General features: G+C 50.6%; 16 protein-coding genes. 8 read left to right on the forward strand and 8 right to left on the reverse strand.

Annotated features, from left to right (window positions below; all coding sequences use genetic code 11):
• Positions 1-244 precede the first annotated feature (244 nt).
• Complete coding sequence (locus tag PTW35_RS04210; protein ID WP_281026639.1) at positions 245-1153, forward strand: LysR substrate-binding domain-containing protein; 909 nt, start codon at positions 245-247, stop codon at positions 1151-1153.
• 275 nt (positions 1154-1428) lie between these two features.
• Here PTW35_RS04210 and pflA read toward each other — a convergent pair whose 3' ends face one another.
• From pflA to ycaO, 4 genes are all read right to left on the reverse strand, one after another.
• Positions 1429-2172, reverse strand: a complete 744-nt coding sequence (pflA, locus tag PTW35_RS04215; protein WP_039463560.1) for a pyruvate formate lyase 1-activating protein — start codon at positions 2170-2172, stop codon at positions 1429-1431.
• Positions 2173-2379: 207 nt separating this feature from the next.
• Positions 2380-4656, reverse strand: a complete 2277-nt coding sequence (gene pflB / locus PTW35_RS04220) for a formate C-acetyltransferase (RefSeq protein ID WP_281026640.1) — start codon at positions 4654-4656, stop codon at positions 2380-2382.
• 200 nt (positions 4657-4856) lie between these two features.
• A complete protein-coding gene (locus PTW35_RS04225; protein ID WP_281026641.1) occupies positions 4857-6371 on the reverse strand; it encodes a DUF3360 family protein in 1515 nt (504 codons plus the stop codon).
• A gap of 519 nt (positions 6372-6890) precedes the next feature.
• Positions 6891-8645, reverse strand: a complete 1755-nt coding sequence (ycaO, locus tag PTW35_RS04230; RefSeq protein WP_281026642.1) for a 30S ribosomal protein S12 methylthiotransferase accessory factor YcaO — start codon at positions 8643-8645, stop codon at positions 6891-6893.
• A gap of 303 nt (positions 8646-8948) precedes the next feature.
• Between ycaO and PTW35_RS04235 the strand changes: the two genes are divergently transcribed.
• Positions 8949-10304: a M20 family metallopeptidase gene (locus PTW35_RS04235; RefSeq protein WP_281026643.1), complete on the forward strand. Its 1356-nt coding sequence runs from the start codon at positions 8949-8951 to the stop codon at positions 10302-10304.
• Positions 10301-11782: a YfcC family protein gene (locus tag PTW35_RS04240; protein WP_281026644.1), complete on the forward strand. Its 1482-nt coding sequence runs from the start codon at positions 10301-10303 to the stop codon at positions 11780-11782. Before PTW35_RS04235 ends, PTW35_RS04240 begins: the two co-directional genes overlap by 4 nt.
• 70 nt (positions 11783-11852) lie before the next feature.
• Here PTW35_RS04240 and PTW35_RS04245 read toward each other — a convergent pair whose 3' ends face one another.
• Entirely contained in the window at positions 11853-13382 is a 1530-nt protein-coding gene (locus tag PTW35_RS04245; protein ID WP_281026645.1) for an ABC transporter substrate-binding protein, read from the reverse strand.
• A 488-nt stretch (positions 13383-13870) separates the two neighbouring features.
• Here PTW35_RS04245 and PTW35_RS04250 point away from each other — a divergent pair, with 488 nt between their 5' ends.
• The 4 genes from PTW35_RS04250 (at position 13871) to PTW35_RS04265 (ending at position 17036) form a co-directional block, all read left to right on the forward strand.
• Positions 13871-14641 (forward strand): ABC transporter ATP-binding protein, encoded by a 771-nt coding sequence (locus PTW35_RS04250; RefSeq protein WP_107301326.1) that lies wholly within the window; start codon positions 13871-13873, stop codon positions 14639-14641.
• A 120-nt stretch (positions 14642-14761) separates the two neighbouring features.
• The gene (locus tag PTW35_RS04255) at positions 14762-15538 is read left to right on the forward strand and encodes an ABC transporter substrate-binding protein (RefSeq protein ID WP_281026646.1); all 777 of its coding nucleotides are present in this window, start codon (positions 14762-14764) and stop codon (positions 15536-15538) included.
• A gap of 77 nt (positions 15539-15615) precedes the next feature.
• Positions 15616-16356, forward strand: coding sequence for an ABC transporter permease (locus tag PTW35_RS04260; RefSeq protein ID WP_281026647.1), 741 nt, complete (start codon positions 15616-15618; stop codon positions 16354-16356).
• Between the two features lie 2 nt (positions 16357-16358).
• Complete coding sequence (locus tag PTW35_RS04265) at positions 16359-17036, forward strand: ABC transporter permease (RefSeq protein ID WP_281026648.1); 678 nt, start codon at positions 16359-16361, stop codon at positions 17034-17036.
• Positions 17037-17141: 105 nt separating this feature from the next.
• Here PTW35_RS04265 and grxB read toward each other — a convergent pair whose 3' ends face one another.
• The 3 genes from grxB to PTW35_RS04280 all read right to left on the reverse strand — a co-directional run bounded on the left by grxB (position 17142) and on the right by PTW35_RS04280 (position 19204).
• On the reverse strand, positions 17142-17792 hold the full coding sequence (gene grxB / locus PTW35_RS04270) for a glutaredoxin 2 (RefSeq protein WP_281026649.1): 651 nt from the start codon (positions 17790-17792) through the stop codon (positions 17142-17144).
• A gap of 89 nt (positions 17793-17881) precedes the next feature.
• Positions 17882-18688, reverse strand: coding sequence for an exodeoxyribonuclease III (gene xthA / locus PTW35_RS04275; RefSeq protein WP_281026650.1), 807 nt, complete (start codon positions 18686-18688; stop codon positions 17882-17884).
• A 264-nt stretch (positions 18689-18952) separates the two neighbouring features.
• Positions 18953-19204 carry a hypothetical protein gene (locus PTW35_RS04280; protein ID WP_281026651.1) on the reverse strand — a complete coding sequence of 84 codons (252 nt, stop codon included), beginning with the start codon at positions 19202-19204 and terminating at the stop codon, positions 18953-18955.
• Between the two features lie 173 nt (positions 19205-19377).
• On the opposite strand from PTW35_RS04280, the gene PTW35_RS04285 reads away from it, so the two are divergent.
• Complete coding sequence (locus PTW35_RS04285; RefSeq protein WP_044622716.1) at positions 19378-19629, forward strand: GlsB/YeaQ/YmgE family stress response membrane protein; 252 nt, start codon at positions 19378-19380, stop codon at positions 19627-19629.
• Positions 19630-19776: the final 147 nt, after the last annotated feature.

The following is a 19776-nucleotide window of genomic DNA, read 5'->3' on the forward strand; positions in this document are numbered from 1 at the left end:
TTAAGGTGTCGGAATATTAAAGATGTCATATTGCTAGGTATTTACTTACAGTTTTTCAAGAGCAGAGCAAGATATAGACGGTAATGTGCATACGGTTTACATTACCCGGCTGTTAAAACTTGATACAATATTGCTTGAGTTTATCTACTAATCAGATTTATTGATTGGCAAAAATACCAAAGTGACTTGGTATATGAGTTCTATCTATCGGTGTTAAGCCCCTGTTGTATATCTAGGAGTAAAAGTGCGTTATTCGTTGAAACAGTTATCAGTGTTTGATGCGGTTGCTGAGTTGGGCAGTGTTAGCCAGGCGGCTGAAAGATTGGGAGTGACCCAGTCTGCTGCAAGTATGTCTCTCAGCCAATTAGAGAAACTGCTAGGTCGAGATCTCTTCGTACGCCAGGGTAAAGACATGCGCTTGAGCCACTGGGGCAACTGGTTGCGCCCGAAAGCCCGGCGCTTGTTGCAGGATGCCGAGCAGATCGAGGCGGGTTTTTACGATCAGCATCTTTTTAGCGGCAGCATCACAATTGGGGCTAGTCAAACACCGGCTGAACACCTAGTGCCGGAGCTTATCAGTATTCTTGATACAGACTTTCCTGAAGTCAGAACGGGATTGGAAGTAAAAAGTAGCCAGGGGATTATCGAGGGGATACTGAACTACAAGTATGACATCGGCATTATCGAAGGTCGCTGTGATGATAACCGCACCCACCAGGAAGAATGGTGCCGGGATCACTTGGTTGTTGTCAGTTCGGCTCATCACCCTTTTGCCAAGAACTCTCGAGTCAGCCTGGCGCAGCTGGAACAAGCGCAGTGGGTACTGCGTGAGGGCGGAGCGGGGACGCGGGCGATTTTCGAAAGCGCGATGGTGCCGCTGATCCCAGACTTGGACGTATGGCGAGAGTATTCCCATGTGCCGGTGATCCGCAGCATGGTGGCGAATGGTAATTACCTTACGTGCTTGCCTTATCTGGATGTGGCCCCGCATATTGAGCGTGGTGAATTGGCCGCATTGAATGTGCCTGAATTAAAAATGGACCGAGCCATTTCGTTTATCTGGCGCAAGGAAATGGGGGATCACCCGTTGCTGGAGTGTATCAAGCGTGAAGGGCACCGAATGATGAAGAACCACAAACTCAGATCTTCATGAGGTAGCGATTCCGTCTTTCTAGTTAGGAAGCATTGTATGGCAGAGCAGGCTTATTAAGCCATATGCTATTAGTTTCAATTTTCCTGATGATATGCATCTAATTAACTAATAGATTAATAAGGGGCGGCAATGCCAGCTTCGCGGTTAGCGTGAGGGGCACACCGGATTGTTACTGCGTTTTCACTGTCAAGTGCCTGGCATATGAGTTTTGTTGCTTAAATACACAAAAGGAGAGCTTCGGCTCTCCTTTATAGTATCTATGACAAAAGCTGATATTAATAAATCACTTTCGCCTGGGTATAGCTGCTGATGATTTCTTTGACTTTTTCCATCACTTCCTTCGATGGTGGTTTGACACCTGTCAGTGGGTAATCAAAGCCCATCGCTTCCCATTTGTGCTCGCCCAGCTGGTGGTACGGCAGCAGCTCGACTTTCTCGATGTTGTCCATGTCTTTGATAAAGTCACCCAGTAGGTGGGCAGAACGTTCGTCATCGGTAAAGCCAGGAACCACCACATAGCGGATCCAGGTTTTCTGGCCGCGCTGATGCAGGTAGCGAGCAAAGTCCAGCACGCGCTTGTTCGGCACACCGACCAGGTTTTGGTGAATGCTGTCATCAAGTTGTTTCAGATCGAGCATGACCAAGTCGGCAGCATCTAGCACCTCATCAACCACATCAGTGTGTTTGCGGATATAGCCGTTGGTATCGAGGCAAGTATGGATCCCTTCCGCTTGAGCGGCGCGGAAGAAGTCACGGACAAACTCTGGTTGCATCATGGCTTCACCACCTGATGCGGTGACACCGCCACCAGAAGAGTTCATGAAGAAACGGTAGGATTTGGCTTCGTTGATCAGCTCTTCGACAGTGATTTCCTTACCGCCATGTAGATCCCAAGTATCTCGGTTGTGGCAATACTGGCAGCGCATGAGGCAGCCTTGCATGAAGACGATGAAACGAATACCGGGACCGTCGACAGTACCACAGGACTCAAAAGAGTGGATTCGACCTTTTAGTGACATTACTTTGCTTCTCCGCTTGGGGGCGTGTTTTGCCTGTTATTTTATTACAAAATGGACTGGCAAAGTAGTCAAAAAGCACCTAAATCGTAAGGATACTACTAGTCGTATTACTGAATGGCTGCCGCGTGCAGATATAAAAAAGCCGATCTTTGCAGATCGGCTTTTCTTCTCATTGCTTATGGCAGCAATGGCCTAAGGCTCTATGGATTATAGAGACTCAGTGAAAGTACGCGCGATAACGTCTTTCTGCTGTTCAGCAGTTAGAGAGTTAAAGCGTACAGCGTAACCAGATACACGGATAGTTAGCTGTGGGTAGTTTTCTGGGTGCTTAACAGCGTCTTCCAGAGTTTCACGGTTTAGAACGTTAACGTTCAGGTGCTGACCGCCTTCGATACCCGCTTCGTGGTGGAAGTAACCATCCATTAGGCCCGCTAGGTTAGAACGCTGAGAGTCAGTGTCTTTACCTAGAGCGTTAGGTACGATAGAGAAGGTGTAAGAGATACCGTCTTTCGCGTCAGCAAATGGTAGTTTACCTACTGAAGTTAGAGACGCTACTGCACCTTTCTCGTCACGACCGTGCATTGGGTTAGCACCTGGTGCGAATGGAGCACCTGCTTGACGACCGTCAGGCGTGTTACCAGTCTTCTTACCGTATACCACGTTTGAAGTGATAGTTAGGATAGACTGAGTAGGGATCGCGTTACGGTAAGTCTCAAGCTTACGGATCTTGTTCATGAAGCTAGTAACAAGCTCACAAGCGATGTCATCAACGCGAGCGTCGTTGTTACCGAACTTCGGATAGTCGCCTTCGATTTCGAAGTCGATTGCGATACCGTCTTCGTCACGTACTGGCTTAACTTTAGCGAACTTGATAGCAGCTAGTGAGTCAGCAGCAACAGAAAGACCAGCGATACCACAAGCCATAGTGCGGCGAACGTCACGGTCGTGTAGAGCCATAAGCGCTGCTTCGTAGCTGTACTTGTCGTGAGAGTAGTGGATAGCGTTTAGTGCAGTCACGTACTGCTTCGCTAGCCAGTCCATGAAGCTGTCTAGACCAGCGTATACTTTGTCGAAGTCTAGTACTTCGTCCATCATTGGCTCAGTCTTAGGACCAACCTGCATCTTCAGCTTCTCATCAACACCGCCGTTGATTACGTATAGAAGCGTCTTAGCAAGGTTTGCACGCGCACCGAAGAACTGCATGTGCTTACCGATAACCATTGGCGATACACAACAAGCGATAGCGTAGTCATCGTTGTTGAAGTCAGGACGCATTAGGTCGTCGTTTTCGTACTGGATAGAAGAAGTATCGATAGATACTTTCGCACAGAAACGCTTGAAGCCGTCAGGTAGCTGCTCAGACCATAGAACAGTGATGTTCGGCTCTGGAGAAGGACCCATAGTGTATAGCGTGTTTAGGAAACGGAAGTTAGTACGCGTTACTAGCGTACGGCCGTCAACACCCATACCACCCATAGATTCTGTTGCCCAGATTGGGTCGCCAGAGAATAGCTCATCGTACTCAGGAGTACGTAGGAAGCGAACCATACGTAGTTTCATTACGAAGTGGTCGATCATTTCCTGAGCTTCAACCTCAGTGATCTTACCTTCTGCAATATCACGCTCAACGTAGATATCTAGGAAAGTAGAAGTACGGCCTAGAGACATTGCCGCGCCGTTCTGAGATTTAACCGCTGCTAGGTAACCGAAGTATACCCACTGGATAGCTTCTTTCGCGCTAGTTGCTGGGTTAGAAATGTCGAAGCCGTATTTAGCTGCCATTTCTTTCATCTGACCTAGTGCACGGTACTGCTCTTGGATCTCTTCGCGCAGCTGCATAGTCATCTGCAGATCTTCACCGCTCTCAAGCTTCTCTTGTAGAGAGTGGAACTGAGCGGCTTTATCCTTCATTAGGAAGTCGATACCGTACAGAGCAACACGACGGTAGTCACCGATGATACGACCACGGCCGTATGCATCTGGAAGACCAGTCAGAACGCCAGACTTACGACACTTCAGGATGTCTGGAGAGTAGATGTCGAAAACGCCTTGGTTGTGCGTTTTACGGTACTCAGAGTAGATCTTAGAAACTTGTGGGTCTAGAGTACGACCGTAAGCTTTGCAAGAACCTTCGATCATGCGCACGCCGCCGTTTGGCATGATTGCACGCTTCAGAGGCGCTTCAGTCTGAAGACCAACGATAGTCTCTAGATCTTTGTTGATGTAACCTGCGTCGTGAGCAGTGATGGTAGAGATAACAGAAGTATCGAAATCAACAGGAGCGTGAGTGCTGTTTTCCTGCTTGATACCTTCCATAACCTGATCCCAAAGCTTGTTAGTTGCTTCAGTACCTTCAGTAACTAGGAAAGACTCGTCACCTTCATATGGGGTGTAGTTTTTCTGAATGAAGTCGCGAACGTTTACTTCGTTCTGCCATTCGCCTTCTGCGAATCCTTCCCAAGCTTTAGCAAATTGCTCTGCCATGACATACCTACCTTTTTAGTAGAAAAAACACGTACTGCGGTGACTGTTGAGCCAGCCTCACCAAGCGGTGAACAGTACACTTTTATTAACAATAATACGGATAACCAAAAAACGTGTCAGGATAGTGTGGTTTTGATTATTCGTATTAGTGCTAAGGCACCAATTGATAGGGCAGTGCACGCACTGCCCTTACTTCATTGTTACAGTAGTGCTGGGATGCCGTACTGGCCCTCAAGCATACCTACTGCCAGCATCGCAACCAAACAAATGATTAGCGCGCCCGCTGGAATGACGATTTTATCGACAACAGACAGCTTGGCTGCACGTTCTTTGTTACCGATTAGGCCGTTGTTGTCCAGCAGCATGGTCAGTGCCCACGCTAGAACCGGGTTAGCAACGATTGCTGCGAATACACAGATACCAGCAGCCTGTGAATCTTTGGTGTCTTTCACCATCTGAACACCCGCTTCAAGAAGCGGTAGGAATACACCTACAAGCAGTGCGATACGCATTACTGGTGGCCATACTGCTACGTCCATCGGGAAACCAAGGATCGCTACGATGATACAGAAAGTACCCAGTAGGATCGCACCCGCAGGAATCGGACGCTTGGCAATACCGGCTGGGATAATGTAAGTACCCCAAGATGAAGTGATGTTACAACCACCTACCGCAGTACCAACCATCTGGCGAAGCGAACAAGTTGTCATGGTGTCATCAACGTCCATCAGAACGCGGTCAGTGCCTTTCGGGTAGTTCAGTTCCTGGAAGATGCGGTGACCCAGGAAGTCTGGAGACCACATTGCTACCGCAAGAATCGCGAACGGTAGAGAAGCGATGAAATGCTCAACACCTGGAAGGCCAAGCATCCAACCTTGCTCTGTGCTACCCCACCAGTACACTGGGTTTAGGTTAGGCAAACCAGTTTCGGTTTCGAATACTAGGTCAAAGCCTGCACCAAGTGCAAGGGAAACCAATAAACCGGTTACCGCACAAGCAGGGATCGCCAGCCAGCGCTTGTTCACTTTGGCAAGGTAAGCATAAAGAATGATGTTTACCGCCAGAACCACCAAGCCGATGTAGCCCAAGCTGCCTTTTGCTACGTCAGCACTTTCAAGACCCACAGCCCAAGACTGGATATCACCGATCTGGCTCATTGCCCCGGTAAAGCCGAGGAAGATAAGCAGACCACCGGCCACACCTTCACTGGTGAGGTTAACCAGTTTCGAGCCCCCTTTGAAGTAACTCAGCAACAGGCCGAATACACCAATCAGGATAGCCAGTGCCAGTGGGTGAGCACCAGCCAGTGCAATGGTACCGATCAACGGGATCATTGGACCGTGGTTACCCGCCAGGTTGGCTCGTGGGTTAAAGAAGCCCGAGGCTAGAATACAGAAAAGAAGAGCAGGGATGAGCATTTCTACACGGGCAACTTCGATAGCGAAGGTCTTGCCCAGCTCAACGTGATCCCAAGCGGCAGTCAGGCCATCAGCCCATGACATGGCAACTGATGAGTACATCGCGATAATGGCAATCGTACCCGCTAGTGCCGGAACCAAATCTTCAAGCTCAAAACGGAAGTCGCGGCCAGGAAGGTTTAGCTTCCAGCGACGTGGCTTCATGATTTTCAGCTCATGATCAAGATAGTCTGAACGACTAGCGAAGTCAGATGCAGGGCGGTGTAGCTCCTGATAACTTCTTTCCTGTGATGACATAAGTGCCTCGTTCTACATTTAAAAGTAATTTTTATTTATTGTTGGTTGAAACGCATTCAACAAACTGCCAATTGTATAAATTTAAGCCAAGCAGTTGTTAAGTGTAATTTAATTTCACCAAATTTGGCTGCAGTGTACCGCTTGTCCACTTTTATTGAATTGATCTCGATCACTCTCACTAAAATTTTGTAAGAAAAAAACCAAAAAAAATTGAGCGTAAAGTACAATTGTTGCTAAATATGAAAGAAACTTTATAACAAAAGTAAAAGTGTGAAATGTGACTCTAGTCTTTTTTTTGTCTTTATATCATTGTTTTCAGTGTGGTTTTAATTCTGAAGCGCAAAAGTTTCGGGTCACAAGGGTGTTACCTACAAAGTAGCAGGCAAGTAACAGCAATTTGAATAATGCATTCAACTTTTTTTGAGTATTTGGCTCGTACGGCAGGGCGGCAAGTTTGTAAGCAAAGTACAAACTTGCCCAGGTTGAGGTTGAACAACCCGGACAGCCTTTGGGCGGGAGTTAGCGTTGTTTTGCTTGCTTAGCCACTTGTAGCTTTTGGTAAGAGTGCAGGAGCTGTTGGTGAGCTGGGAACTGGCTCATGGTGAGATCACCTGCTGTCAGACCGTAGAAATGGATACTGCCTTCAATGGAACCCCAGGCAGCTGCCACCGTGTCGGTACCAAATGTATGCTCGAAGTCCGCTTTGCACTGTGCCGGATCGCGCGCTTCGTCTAGTGCCAGCGCCAAACTGTCGACGAGACAGCGGAAGAAGTTCAGGCGATCGGCACCGTAGCTAGAGGCGTTGAATGCCACACACCACTTGGCGAACTCCAGAGCCAGTTCGAGATCGCCGCCCGCCAAGGCAATCAAACATTTTAGCTCTCCGATGCGAAGGGTTTGCCAGGCATCCCCCGGTTGAACTGCCAGGCCAAGCATAGTGGGCAACAGAGTTTCGTCGTCGAACTCTTCTTCGACAATGTGGAACATTTCTGCGTATTGCTCTGCATCCCACTCAATGGCAGGTAGCGCCAACAGCACCTCTCGCAGCTCGAGAGCAACATTGTTGTTGGCTTCAATCAGATCTTCCACCGGGGCTATCTCTGACCAGCCTGGAACGATGATACGGCAGCAATCCACGCCCAGGTGATCATAATCAGCGATGTAGGCATCGGTCCCCGCGGCGTGCAATAGGCTCATCAAATGATCGAAGCGCTCCTCTGCGTTGCCGCTGATGTTCCACCCTGTGAATTCAAGCTCAGGTTCGTTTTGCAGCCGGGCTGTAGCAATGAATCCTGTCGATTCTGCGAGCTGATGGTCCGGCACGTGTTGCTCGTTACTTGCGTCGTTGTCAGACAACGAGGCCAGCAGGGTATTTAGCTCATCAAGGCTGCGGCCCTGCAGTAGTTCCGTGATACCGCGCTCAAGCGCGACGTCAAAGCAAGGGTGAGCAGCGAAACTGATAAGCGCAGTGCTAAATTGTGGGTTGGCTACTGCAATACAGGCCACTGGGTATTGGCCACCCAGTGAGGCGTCAAAGCCTTTTATTTGGAGGCCTTTGGCTTTCAGCGCATCAACCGATGCCGTGAATGAGGTGGAGCGGTTTAGTGCCTGCTCTGGGATTGCTGGCAGGTCGATTTGCCCAGACAAGACACGGTGCTTGATCTTGCGTTCGATGATCTCGCACAGGGCATGGGTGCGGGCTTCGAACCGGGTGTTGCCCGCTGCGATACCGTTGGATACATATAGGTTGCCAATGATATTCGCTGGCATGTTGATCACTTGCTTATCGCTCTGGCGTTCGAACGGCAGGGTGCAGATCCCGCGCGCCATGTTGCTCGACTGCAGATCGATCAAATCGGTACCCAGCAACTCAAGGGTCGGATCGTAAAACTGGGTTAGGCGCTCGTCCAGGATCGCATCGGGTGGCAGGTTTTCCTCAAGGTCAATCGGGAACCATTTTTCATTAGGGTAATGGACAAATTCGCCGGTAGCGACCGCTGCACCCAAGTAGTGGTTGGCATAGAAGTCATTGGTTGCCAGGCGTTCGAATTGCTTACCCAGTGCTGATGCCAGTGCGGCTTGCTTGGTTGCCCCCTTACCCGTGGTGACGTTCATCGGTGCGTCGGTATCGTCAATCTGCACTGACCAGACATTGGGAACCGGATTGTGCCAAGAAGCATTGCCAATGTTGAAACCAAGTTCTTTAAGTTTGGTTTGGAAATTCTCGATGGTGTCTTCGAGCGCGGCGTCTTTTCCGGGGATGTGTGTTTTCATGATCGATCTCGTCACAAGGCAGGAAGTTAGATGGCGCGAAGTATAACTAATAATACAGCGGATGCCTAAATGTGAGCGAAATCAAGAACCAGAAACATTTTGTCGATATTTTGACCGCAATCCCACCTTGTGCTGACGAGCAGTGAAAGTAGTCACAGTTATTCCTTACTTCTTGTAGCAGAATGAATTGGTCAGATGAGATCCAACCACCTAATAATTCTGACATAAAATAGAAATTCACTACTTTTGTCGGTGGGCGTTCGTCTGTGTAGGCAAAAGTAGATGAAGTCAAAGAGGGATACGATGAAAGCAACAATAGCATCAAATATCGACGCGCTGCGTGATGACTATATTGCCGCAGTGAAGCGTTTGGTGGCTATTCCCAGTGTCTACCAGGAAGATGATAGCGGTAAGCCGTTTGGCAAGCCAATAGATGACTGCCTGGATGAAACACTGCGGCTATGCCACGACTTGGGGTTTGCCATCTATAAGGATCACAAAGGGTATTACGGCTATGCCGAAATTGGTGATGGCGAGCAAATGATAGGTGTGTTGGGCCATTTGGATGTGGTGCCAACCGGAGAGTTGTCGGCTTGGCACTCGGAGCCATTTAGCCCGGAGATCCGCGATGGTCGACTTTACGGGCGGGGAACTCAGGACGACAAAGGGCCGACGTTAGCCGCGATTTTTGCGGTCAAAGCCTTACTGGATAGCGGCGTGGTACTCAACAAGCGCATCCGCTTTATCTTCGGTACTGATGAAGAAACCCTTTGGCGCTGTATTGACCGCTACTTGGAAAAAGAAGAAGTCCCAAGCTGTGGTTTCACCCCTGATTCAGCCTTCCCGCTTATCCATGCTGAAAAAATGCTGATCCAGTCCTGGCTGCACGGGCCGGGTGATAACGTGCTGTCGCTGGCGTGCGGCGGCGCCCTCAATGCTGTCCCCGAGTTAGCCAAGTATGAAGGGCCGCTATGGGAAGAGCTCGCCTCGCAGCTCGATAAGCTGGGTTATGACTTTACCGCCGAAGATGCCGAGGTCACGGTGTTTGGCAAGGCGGCCCATTCCGCCGCCAGCGACATCAAAGGTGTCAATGCAATCGCCCGCCTTTGCTTGGCACTGCGCCACATAGGGGTAACCCATCCTGCCGTTAAGTTCGTGGCCGAACAGGTCGGGGAGGATGCCAATGCCAAAGAGATCTTCGGCCCGGTGGAGGATGTCAGCGGTCGGTTGACCTTCAATGTTGCTCAGTTGGAGATCAATGAGCAGGCCAGCAAGATCGGCATTGACATCCGGGTACCGGTAACTTTCGAAAAAGCGGACTTTGATAATGATATCCAGGCCGTGGCTGAGCAGTATGGTTTGCGCTACGAGGAATTTGATGTGCTACCTTCCTTGTATATGCCTGCAGAAAGCCCGGTGATCCAAACCCTGATGAGTGCCTATCAAGAAATCAGCGGGGATATGGACAGCGAGCCGATGACATCCGGTGGGGCAACCTATGCCCGTGCGATACCGAACTGTGTGGCTTACGGGGCAATTTTCCCCGGCCGCGATAAAGTTGAGCACATGCCGAATGAATATTTGATTATTGATGACATGCTCAAAGCAATGAATGTGTATGCCAACGCGATTTATCAGCTGCAGGGAGTAGAGCTATGACCACGACTACAGAGGCTGGCAAAATGAAACGTTCTTTCAAAATGCCGACTGTTTATACCATTCTTTTTTCCATTATTGCCCTTGTGGCATTGCTGACCTGGATCATGCCTGCAGGTAAGTATGACTACCTGGTCAATGGCACTGATGTGGTGATCCCGGCGGCCGAAGTGCTGGATTACGACGGCGGTGAGCGATTGCTGCCTATCCCTGGTACCTATCAGGAACTGGAATCTTCGCCACAGGGGGTGATTGATGTCTTGATGGCACCTATCAAGGGCTTCCACAAGGCTGTCGATGTTGCGCTGTTCGTCTTGGTGATCGGTGGTTTCCTCGCCGTGACCATGCGTACCGGTGCGATGGACTCCGGTGTGGCGGCGATCGTGCGCAAGTTCCGTGGACGCGAGCAGATGATGATCCCTGTCTTGATCACCCTGTTCGCACTGGGGGGCTCCACCTACGGGATGGCTGAAGAAACCGTGGCATTCTGGGCGGTGATCCTGCCGGTGATGGCGGTTGCGGGTTACGATCGCATGGTGGCTGCGGGTATCATCCTGCTGGGCTCAGGTGTCGGGGTACTGGCCTCGACCGTCAACCCATTTGCAACCGGTATTGCATCAGGCTTTGCCGGCCTGCCAATCGGCGATGGTATCGTACTGCGTGTTGTCCAACTGGCGATCTTGATTGTCCTGGCTTCTTGGTATGTGATGCGCTATGCCTCGAAAGTCAAAGCGGATAAAGCCAACTCTGTATTGGCGGATATCGAGTTCGATGACGAGTTCTCCCACGTTAGCGAAGATACCGGTGAGTTCACCACCAAACAGAAATGGACCATGGGGATTTTCTTCGGTGCCTTCTTGGTGATGATTTACGGTGTGATTCCTTGGGAAGACATGGGGATCACCGCGATTCCGACACTGTGGTGGTGGTTTGATGAGCTGTCGACCCTGTTCTTGGCCGCTGCCATCCTGATTGCGGTGATCAACCGCATGCACGAAGGCGAGTTCATCAAGACCTTCATTGAAGGGGCCAAAGATCTTATCGGCGTTGCGCTGGTGGTCGCGGTTGCCCGTGGTATCTACGTCGTGATGGATAACGGTGTGATCATCGATACTATCCTTAATTGGGCTGAGGGCGTGGTAACCGGCCTGTCTTCTGGTGTGTTCGTGGTCGTGACCTACTTCGTCCATATCGTGCTGAGCTTCTTTATCCCATCTACCTCGGGCCTGGCGACAGTGTCGATGCCGCTGATGGCACCGCTGGCGGACTTCTCGGGGATCGGCCGTGACCTGATCATTACCGCCTACCAGTCAGCAAGTGGTTGGATCAATATTTTCGCTCCAACGGCTGGCCATCTGGTTGCCGGTTTGGCATTGGCGAAAATCCCTTACGAGCGCTTCCTTAAGTGGGTGATGCCGTTTGTGATTATGGTATTGGTTGTGACCGTGGTGTTGCTGTTTGCCGGTGCCGCCATGGCGTAATGAGTGTTAACCGTTCAACCTAAAGGAAAGCGAGCCTGATGGCTCGCTTTTTTGTTGCCCCCGATAAGCCTTACTGCGGCTCTTTGGGCTGTTTTTTTGGCCGTAAGGCGAGGACATGCAGAAGCCGTTCGGGGGCCTGCGGCCAAACCAGTGGGCTGGCAACCGGGTTGTCTTTGTTGAACCAGCCTTCGAAGCGGCTGGTGTTGTACTGGTAGAACTCGACCGTGTTGTAGAGCGGGACCGTGACCTGCTGGTTGGCGATGAGCTGGTTGAGCTCGCGGATGATTTGGTGGCGCTGCTGGTTGGTTGCGGCTACCGGAAACTGGGCCAGCAGCGCGTCAACCCGGGCATTTTGATAATAGTGCATGGCATAGCGGGGGTAGTGCGGTGCCTGATAGGTGCTGTTGAACGCCATGTCAAAGTACTTGAAGGGGGTCGGTCCTTGCGGATAGTTGGTAATCGCCAACTGGTAATCGGCATGGGCGAGCTGTTCGTTAAACTGCAGGAAATCAGCCTGGATAGGCGTTACCTTGATCCCGATACGGAGCAACATCTCACTGATCAGCTGGGCGGTGGTATTGAAATCTGACCAGCCTTTAGGGGTAATGATAGTGAGCGCTAACGGTTTGCCGCCAGGCAGATCGCGCCAGCCATCGCCATTGCTGTCGATGAGCCCAATCTTGTCGAGCAGATCCCCTGCCAGCATCGGGTTGTAGGACATGTAAGGCAGGTATTTTTCCGTGATGACAGGATCGGCCCAGGAACGGAAGCGTTCACTCATCCCCGACGCATAGCGAGAGGGTTTACCCTGCCCGAAAGCCGCAATATCAATCAACAGCTGGCGCTGCAGCGTCATTGAGATAGCACGGCGAAACTCCACCTTGTTGAACAGGTCTCGTACACCAGGATCGGCGGCCCTGAAGTTGAACATCAGGCTGACGTTGCTGGCCGGTGGTAGCCAGTATCTGAAGTCGGGCGAGTACGAGGCATAGTGGCGTTCAATATCCGGGATAAAACTACCGGTCCAGTCGAACTCCCCCGTAGAAATACGCGATATAAAATCGTCGTTGGTCGTCACTTTCGGGTAGCGCAAACAGTCAATGTGCAGTTTCTCGGCTTGCCAATATACAGGGTTGGCACACTGCAGATAGCCATTCTCGTCGAGGTTTTCTATTTCGGTAAAAGGCCCGGTGCCGATGGGGGTCGGGTTGGTAAACTGAGCGAAATTGTCCACCTGTTGCCATTGGTGCTTGGGCACAATGGGGAGCAGGACGAGGGTATAGGCGACCAAGGAATTGGGCTTTTTCAGCCTGAAATAGACCTCATGATCATTACGTTTTTCGATAGACTCGACCCATAGTCTAATGCCATGTGAGTCAAGTTCTGGATGTTTAAGTGCCAGGGTGAATGAGAAAATCACGTCATCGGCACTGAATGGTTTTCCATCTGACCACTTCACGCCGTCACGAAGCGAAAAGCTGATCCCCATCAGATCTTTGTCGAGCTGGTAATGAGTCGCCAGGCGGTATTCCGGCTTGTTATTTTGCAGTGTATTGAAGATGACTAACGGTTCAAACATGAACTCATGGGTTGTAGGCATGCTCCCTTTTGAAAAGGGGTTAAAGTTGGCAGTCACCGTATCTTTATACTCCGGAACCACCGTGAGAATTGTTACAGATTGTGGCAGGGCGCCAACTGCATAGCTAAACGGATAAATCGTGCTAAAAACAAGCAGTAACAGGCTGGTCACGCGTTGGATTAAGAACGTTGAATTTACTGTAATTATTGATTTAACAGACATATTTTATCCGGCTATGTATTTTGCCACATAAATTACCCCAAGCAGTGAAATAGTTCAATGTAGGTGAAACAGTAGCTATTTGCGGTTTTATTCTGAAAACATGACTGGTTATTCTTGCTTTGTGCTGGTTAATGAAATGTTGCCAAATTTTATTTCTAGTGATACCGTCGATAAAAGTGTTCGGAAAACAGGCGATCTTTAGCTCTTTTTGGGCACGTTGAATCCCACCATTGAAACATACGGTGAAGGGATATTGGTAATTCACGGAGTAACAGGAGTTGGCGCACATGGCAGGTGAAGTGGCGCTTGATGTAAGGGATTTGCATAAGTCTTTTGGCCAGAACGAAGTTCTAAAAGGCATATCGTTAACGGCCCACCGTGGTGATGTAATTTCAATTATCGGCTCATCCGGATCAGGGAAGAGTACTTTCCTGCGTTGTATCAACCTACTGGAAACACCGACTCAGGGCGAGATCTGGGTTAACGGTGAATTGATTAAAATGAAAAACAATCGCCAGGGGGAGTTTTTGCCTGTTGATGAAAAACAGGTACAGCGTATTCGTTCCCGCCTAGCAATGGTATTTCAGGGGTTCAACTTATGGTCACACATGACGGTACTGGGCAATGTGATTGAAGCACCGGTGCATGTACTGGGTGTCCCTAAGGCTGAGGCCATTGAGCGTGGTGAAGCATTGCTGAAAAAGGTTGGCCTCTATGAGCGCCGTAATTATTACCCGGGGCATTTGTCGGGCGGGCAGCAGCAGCGTGCAGCCATCGCCCGAGCACTGGCAGTAGACCCTGAAGTGATGTTGTTTGACGAGCCGACCTCGGCCCTTGACCCCGAACTGGTGGGAGAGGTGCTGGGTGTCATGCAGGATTTGGCGCAGGAAGGCAGGACCATGCTGGTGGTGACCCATGAAATGGCCTTTGCCCGAGACGTGTCCAACCAGGTGATGTTCTTGCACCAGGGGAAAGTGGAAGAGCAGGGTGATCCGGCCAAGCTGTTCTCTAATCCGGAGTCTGAGCGTCTTCAGCAATTTATCTCTTCGATATATTAACTAACGAGTAAACAGCAAACCTGCGATCCATGGCAACCTGTTTGGGGATGGGAAGTCAGTGAGGGAAGGATCGTCAAAGGCATGCAATCAACAGACTAAAAAGTACAGCAGGAGTAAACAATGAAAAAATGGATTTTGGCGGCAGCCGTTGTAACAGCTTTGGGTACCACAGCCGTACAGGCAAAAGAGTGGAAGACCGTACGTTTTGGTATTGAGGGGGCTTACCCTCCATTTAGCTGGACCGAGCCAAACGGTGAGCTTCGTGGTTTCGATGTCGATATGGCCAATGCGCTGTGTAAAGAGCTGGAAGCCAAGTGCCAGATCGTTGCCCAGGACTGGGATGGTATTATCCCGTCGCTGCTAGCCCGTAAGTACGATGCTATTATCGCTGCTATGTCTATTACCGAAGAGCGTAAGAAGCGTGTTGATTTCACAGGTAAATATGCCCTTATCCCTAACAAGTTTGTTGCCAAAAAAGGCACTGAGCTCGACTTCACCAAAGAAGGGCTGAAGGGCGTTAAAGTCGGGGTTCAGCGTGCGACTACCCACGATAAGTACCTGACCGATAACTTTGACGGCTCGGTAGAGATTGTTCGCTACGGCTCGTTCGATGATGCTTACCTTGACCTGAAAGCGGGCCGTATTGCCACTGTATTGGGTGATGCCTCTGCACTGGAAGAGGGCCTGCTGAACAAACCGGGTGGTGACGGCTATGAGTTTATCGGCCCATCGCTGACGGATCCGCAATGGTTCGGTGACGGTTTCGGTATCGCGGTTCGCAAGCAAGACAAAGATCTGACCAAGCAGCTTGATGAAGCGATCAAGTCACTTCGTGAGAAAGGCATCTACCAGCAGATTGCCTCGAAATACTTTGCTTACGACGTTTACGGTGAGTAATCAGTAGAACCTTGCTGTGATCCCAGCCGTCAAGCTTGTTGGGATCACTCTCCTAAGCTGTAACAAGGAGCTTCCTTTTGATTGATTTGAAAGGTTATGAGTGGTCACTGGTGGAAGGGGCATGGATTACCCTGCAGGTCGCTCTGCTATCACTGGTACTGGCGATGATATTGGGTATGCTTGGCGCGTTGGCGAAGCTATCTCCGTATCGCTGGGCGAGGGCAATCGCCACCTTCTATACCACAGTGATCCGTGGTATCCCTGATTTGGTACTGATGATGCTGATCTTCTTCGGCGGGCAGATGCTGCTCAATGACAGCCTCTACCGGATCAATGAATCTCTCAACGAGTATTTTACCTCATCCGATCCCAATCATGAGTGGACTGCCTATCTGCCTGATTATATTGAGATCAGTCCGTTTATCGCCGGGATCTTGACTATCGGCTTTATCTTCGGTGCCTATATGGCAGAGACCTTCCGCGGCGCGATTCTGGCGGTTGATAAAGGCGAGCTGGAAGCCGGCAAGGCCTACGGCATGAGCGGCTTCCTGTCGTTCCGCCGCATATTGCTGCCGCAGATGATCCGCCATGCATTGCCGGGTTTTGGTAACAACTGGCTGGTATTGCTGAAAACGACCGCCTTGGTTTCCGTGATTGGCCTTGATGATATGGTGCGCAAGGGAGCACTCGCTGCCGGGACGACCCAGATGCCCTTTACCTTTTACATGGCTGTGGCGGTTATTTTCCTTCTGTTTACGTCGCTCTCGACAACTGGCCTCAAGTGGGCCGAGCGTAAATTCAGTATTCACACGAGGTAGCTATGGACTTCAGTATTCTGGCCGACTCGTGGCCGATTTATTGGCAGGGGTTTTACACCACGGTATGGTTGGTGGCCGCTGCGTTGGTGATTGGCTTGGTGATTGCCATTCCGATCGGGATTGCCCGTAACAGCAAGGTACCGCTAGTTTTCGGACCAGCATGGGCGTTTATCTATTTTTTCCGTGGCACGCCGCTGCTGATCCAGCTTTATCTGATTTACTATGGATTGAGCCAGTTAATCAGCGTACAGGGCACACTGTGGCAGGAAGCGTGGTTCTGCGCGCTGGTGGCTTTTGTGCTCAATACCGCAGCCTACACCGCAGAGATTGTCCGGGGTTCGATTAACAGTATGCCGAAAGGCGAAATCGAAGCAGCCAAGGCGTACGGCATGAGCCCCACTCAGGCGTTCCGCCGGATCATCCTGCCGAGCTCGCTGCGCCGTGCGCTGCCTGCTTACAGTAATGAGGTGATTTTCATGCTGCACGGCTCGGCCGTGGCCGGTATTGTCACCATTGTCGATCTGACCGGGGCGGCCAAAATCGTGAATTCCCGTTACTACGCGCCGTTTGAATCCTACCTGTTTGCCGGTATGTTCTATATGGTGCTGACCTTTGTCATTCTGTGGGGCTTCCGCAAGCTCGAGGGGCGCTGGATGAGGCATATGCGGCCATTGTCGTAGTGATTGGAGATGCATGCGGCATATTGAAAAAGAAGCCCAGCCAATAATTGGCTGGGCTTCTTTTTTCAGACACGGCAGTTGCTTTGAAATTTTGACGCCTGCCAATTACACCGCGATATCGTCGTAGAGCGATGTCGATGTCAGAGCGGCTACTTCATCAATGTACTGGCGGATGCGTTCAGGGAACTGGACGCCTTTCACTACGGTCAGGTTGCGCAGTGAAGGGAACAGGTTGACGTCATCGTAGCTCAACACATTGCTGCGCTCAGACGGCAACTGCAGCCATGACAGCTTCTCGAAAGTGGCATTGAGCTCGGCCAGGTACTCCGCAGATTTGCTGAAGGCATCGTCGAAGTCCTGCTCGATCATCGCGGTCTTGTTCTTGGTAAACCACGCCTTGGCTTCTTCGCATTGGAACTCTGGCAGCTCGACCTTCATCCAGCGCGGGTATAGCAAGCGGCTGCTGTAGGGGCGGGCAATATCAGCCCACGTGCTGATGCTGTCGTCATTGCTGCCGGTCGCCAATACCGGGTTACCATCGAGGGCATCGATATAAGCGGCGATGTCGAGGCTTTCGGCCATGTAGCTGCCGTCTTCTTTTTGGAGGATAGGCACTAGGTTGGCACCGACTTTGTCGATACGTGCGTCCACGTCATGGTTCTGCAGGTAGACCAGTTCAATGTCTGCCTTTTTCAGACCTGCCACCATCATGGCCTTGATACAGAAAGGGCAGTGGTCAAATACAAACAGTTTCATCTTCTTTCCTTGTGGGTCAACGTGTGCAATGTATTGCCAGTAAGAGGAGCTACTGCCCCTCTCACCGATTTAAAATATCTTATCCGGCTTTATTGGAAAGTGGACCAAATAGGGGCATGGTCTGACGGCTTATCGATACCGCGTAGCTCGTAATCGATGCCTGCCTCAACACAGCGTTCAGCCAGAGACGGCGTTGCGAGTACCACGTCAATGCGTAGGCCGCGGTTATCGACGAAGCCTTTCGAGCGGTAGTCGAACCACGAGAACTTGTCGTCAACCTCTGGGTGAAGCTGGCGGAAGGTATCGACAAAGCCCCAGTCGAGCAGGGTTTTGAGCCATTCTCGCTCGATAGGCTGGAATGAACATTTGCCGGTCTTCAGCCAGCGCTTGGCGTTGGCCGGGCCGATGCCGATATCCAGATCAACGGGACTGATGTTGATATCGCCCATCACAATCAATTCTTCGTCGTTGCTGTGGTGTTGGTTGAGGTAGGTCATCAGATCGGCGTAGAACTTCTCCTTGGCCGGGAACTTGGTTTCGTGGCTAATGTTGTCACCCTGTGGGAAGTAGCCGTTCAACACCGTGATCTTGCGGCCATCTTCCTGCTCGAAGGTCGCCATGATCATACGGCGCTGGGCCTCTTCGTCATCGGTCGGGAAGCCTTTGCGTACTTCAACGGGCTCCTGCTTGCACAGCATGGCGACACCGTAGTGGGCTTTTTGGCCATGGTGGTAGACTTTGTAGCCCATCGCTTCGACATCTTCGATCGGGAAGGCCTCGTCGTGGACTTTGATTTCCTGCAGGCCGATCACGTCTGGCTGGTGTTTGTCGATCAAAGCTTGCAGTTGATGAAGGCGAGCACGGAGGCCGTTGATGTTGAAGGAGATGACTTTCATTGATTTTGGTGTCCTTGATTGTAAAGGCTTCTTTGGCAAAACCTGCTGTAGTTCATCGATGTTACCACCATTTAGCGCAAATTGGCTGGTGTATGTGTGACAAAGTACATTTGTTGCCCGCATCTATGTTTTGGCCAGGTTATCATCGAGCATAAAGGCTACTTGTTGCTTGAACAAAGGACAGGGGAGGGTTTCCCAAAGGTTAATGCGGTATGTTTAACCTTTGGGAGTGAGGCTGGCAAGGCGATTAGCCTCGAAGATTAGCTAGTTAGTATCTTCATCTGCGCTGTCTGTTTCTGAACCTTCAGGCTCTGAATCCTCAGGCTCTGAAGCTTCAGGTTCATCAGCTTCTTCGGTGTCCTCTGTTTCAGTAGGAACGTCAGAACCTTCAGTTACCTCCATGACTTCGACACTTTCTTCCACTTCAGGAGCAGGGGCCGGAGGTGTGCTTTCACCACAACCGGTGAGCAGTGATACCAAGAGTATGAAAAAACCAGCAGTTAGTTTGTTCAACATATACATCGTCCTCACGCAGGGCAGGCTTTGGATGAGTAAGCCGTGTGATTTTTAAGATTAGTGCAATAAGGTGCGATCTGCCGCCTGAAGTCACCTGGGGATATACCCATATCAAACGACCTTGTCTAAGCTCTATCAGGTACTATTCAAGCAACTGATAGCGAGGATAAAGCATGGGAATTATTTCTTGGATTATTCTTGGGCTTATTGCCGGTGCGCTGGCGAAGTGGCTAATGCCTGGGGATGACGGTGGTGGCTGGATAGCAACAATGGGCCTCGGTATTGCCGGTGCGTTTGTCGGCGGCTGGGTGGGATCGTTTATCGGTCTCGGAGCGGCAACTGGCGTGAACTTCGGTAGCCTGGTTACGGCGACCTTCGGGGCGTTGATCCTGTTGTTTGTGTATAACAAGTTCATACGAAAATAAGACCAGGGCCAATGGCTGGAGTTGTTCAAGGAAACTGATGATCTTGTTCAATTCCCGCCTCCGGACATCTTGCCAGCCGCTTCCTATAATCGATGCATAGTTAAGAGAGATACATAGGCATTAAAATTCGAAGGCGAGGAGCGGCTG

The organism is Photobacterium sp. DA100, assembly GCF_029223585.1.
Classification (GTDB): Bacteria; Pseudomonadota; Gammaproteobacteria; order Enterobacterales; family Vibrionaceae; genus Photobacterium.

Excerpts from the sequence above, each read along its gene's own strand:
- xthA (WP_281026650.1), bottom strand. The coding sequence starts at position 18,688 with ATGAAAGTCATCTCCTTCAACATCAACGGCCTCCGTGCTCGCCTTCAT.
- PTW35_RS04255 (WP_281026646.1), top strand. The coding sequence starts at position 14,762 with ATGAAAAAATGGATTTTGGCGGCAGCCGTTGTAACAGCTTTGGGTACC.
- grxB (WP_281026649.1), bottom strand. The coding sequence starts at position 17,792 with ATGAAACTGTTTGTATTTGACCACTGCCCTTTCTGTATCAAGGCCATG.
- PTW35_RS04245 (WP_281026645.1), bottom strand. The coding sequence starts at position 13,382 with ATGCCTACAACCCATGAGTTCATGTTTGAACCGTTAGTCATCTTCAAT.
- PTW35_RS04250 (WP_107301326.1), top strand. The coding sequence starts at position 13,871 with ATGGCAGGTGAAGTGGCGCTTGATGTAAGGGATTTGCATAAGTCTTTT.
- PTW35_RS04265 (WP_281026648.1), top strand. The coding sequence starts at position 16,359 with ATGGACTTCAGTATTCTGGCCGACTCGTGGCCGATTTATTGGCAGGGG.
- PTW35_RS04280 (WP_281026651.1), bottom strand. The coding sequence starts at position 19,204 with ATGTTGAACAAACTAACTGCTGGTTTTTTCATACTCTTGGTATCACTG.
- PTW35_RS04235 (WP_281026643.1), top strand. The coding sequence starts at position 8,949 with ATGAAAGCAACAATAGCATCAAATATCGACGCGCTGCGTGATGACTAT.
- PTW35_RS04285 (WP_044622716.1), top strand. The coding sequence starts at position 19,378 with ATGGGAATTATTTCTTGGATTATTCTTGGGCTTATTGCCGGTGCGCTG.
- PTW35_RS04240 (WP_281026644.1), top strand. The coding sequence starts at position 10,301 with ATGACCACGACTACAGAGGCTGGCAAAATGAAACGTTCTTTCAAAATG.
- PTW35_RS04225 (WP_281026641.1), bottom strand. The coding sequence starts at position 6,371 with ATGTCATCACAGGAAAGAAGTTATCAGGAGCTACACCGCCCTGCATCT.
- ycaO (WP_281026642.1), bottom strand. The coding sequence starts at position 8,645 with ATGAAAACACACATCCCCGGAAAAGACGCCGCGCTCGAAGACACCATC.
- pflA (WP_039463560.1), bottom strand. The coding sequence starts at position 2,172 with ATGTCACTAAAAGGTCGAATCCACTCTTTTGAGTCCTGTGGTACTGTC.
- pflB (WP_281026640.1), bottom strand. The coding sequence starts at position 4,656 with ATGGCAGAGCAATTTGCTAAAGCTTGGGAAGGATTCGCAGAAGGCGAA.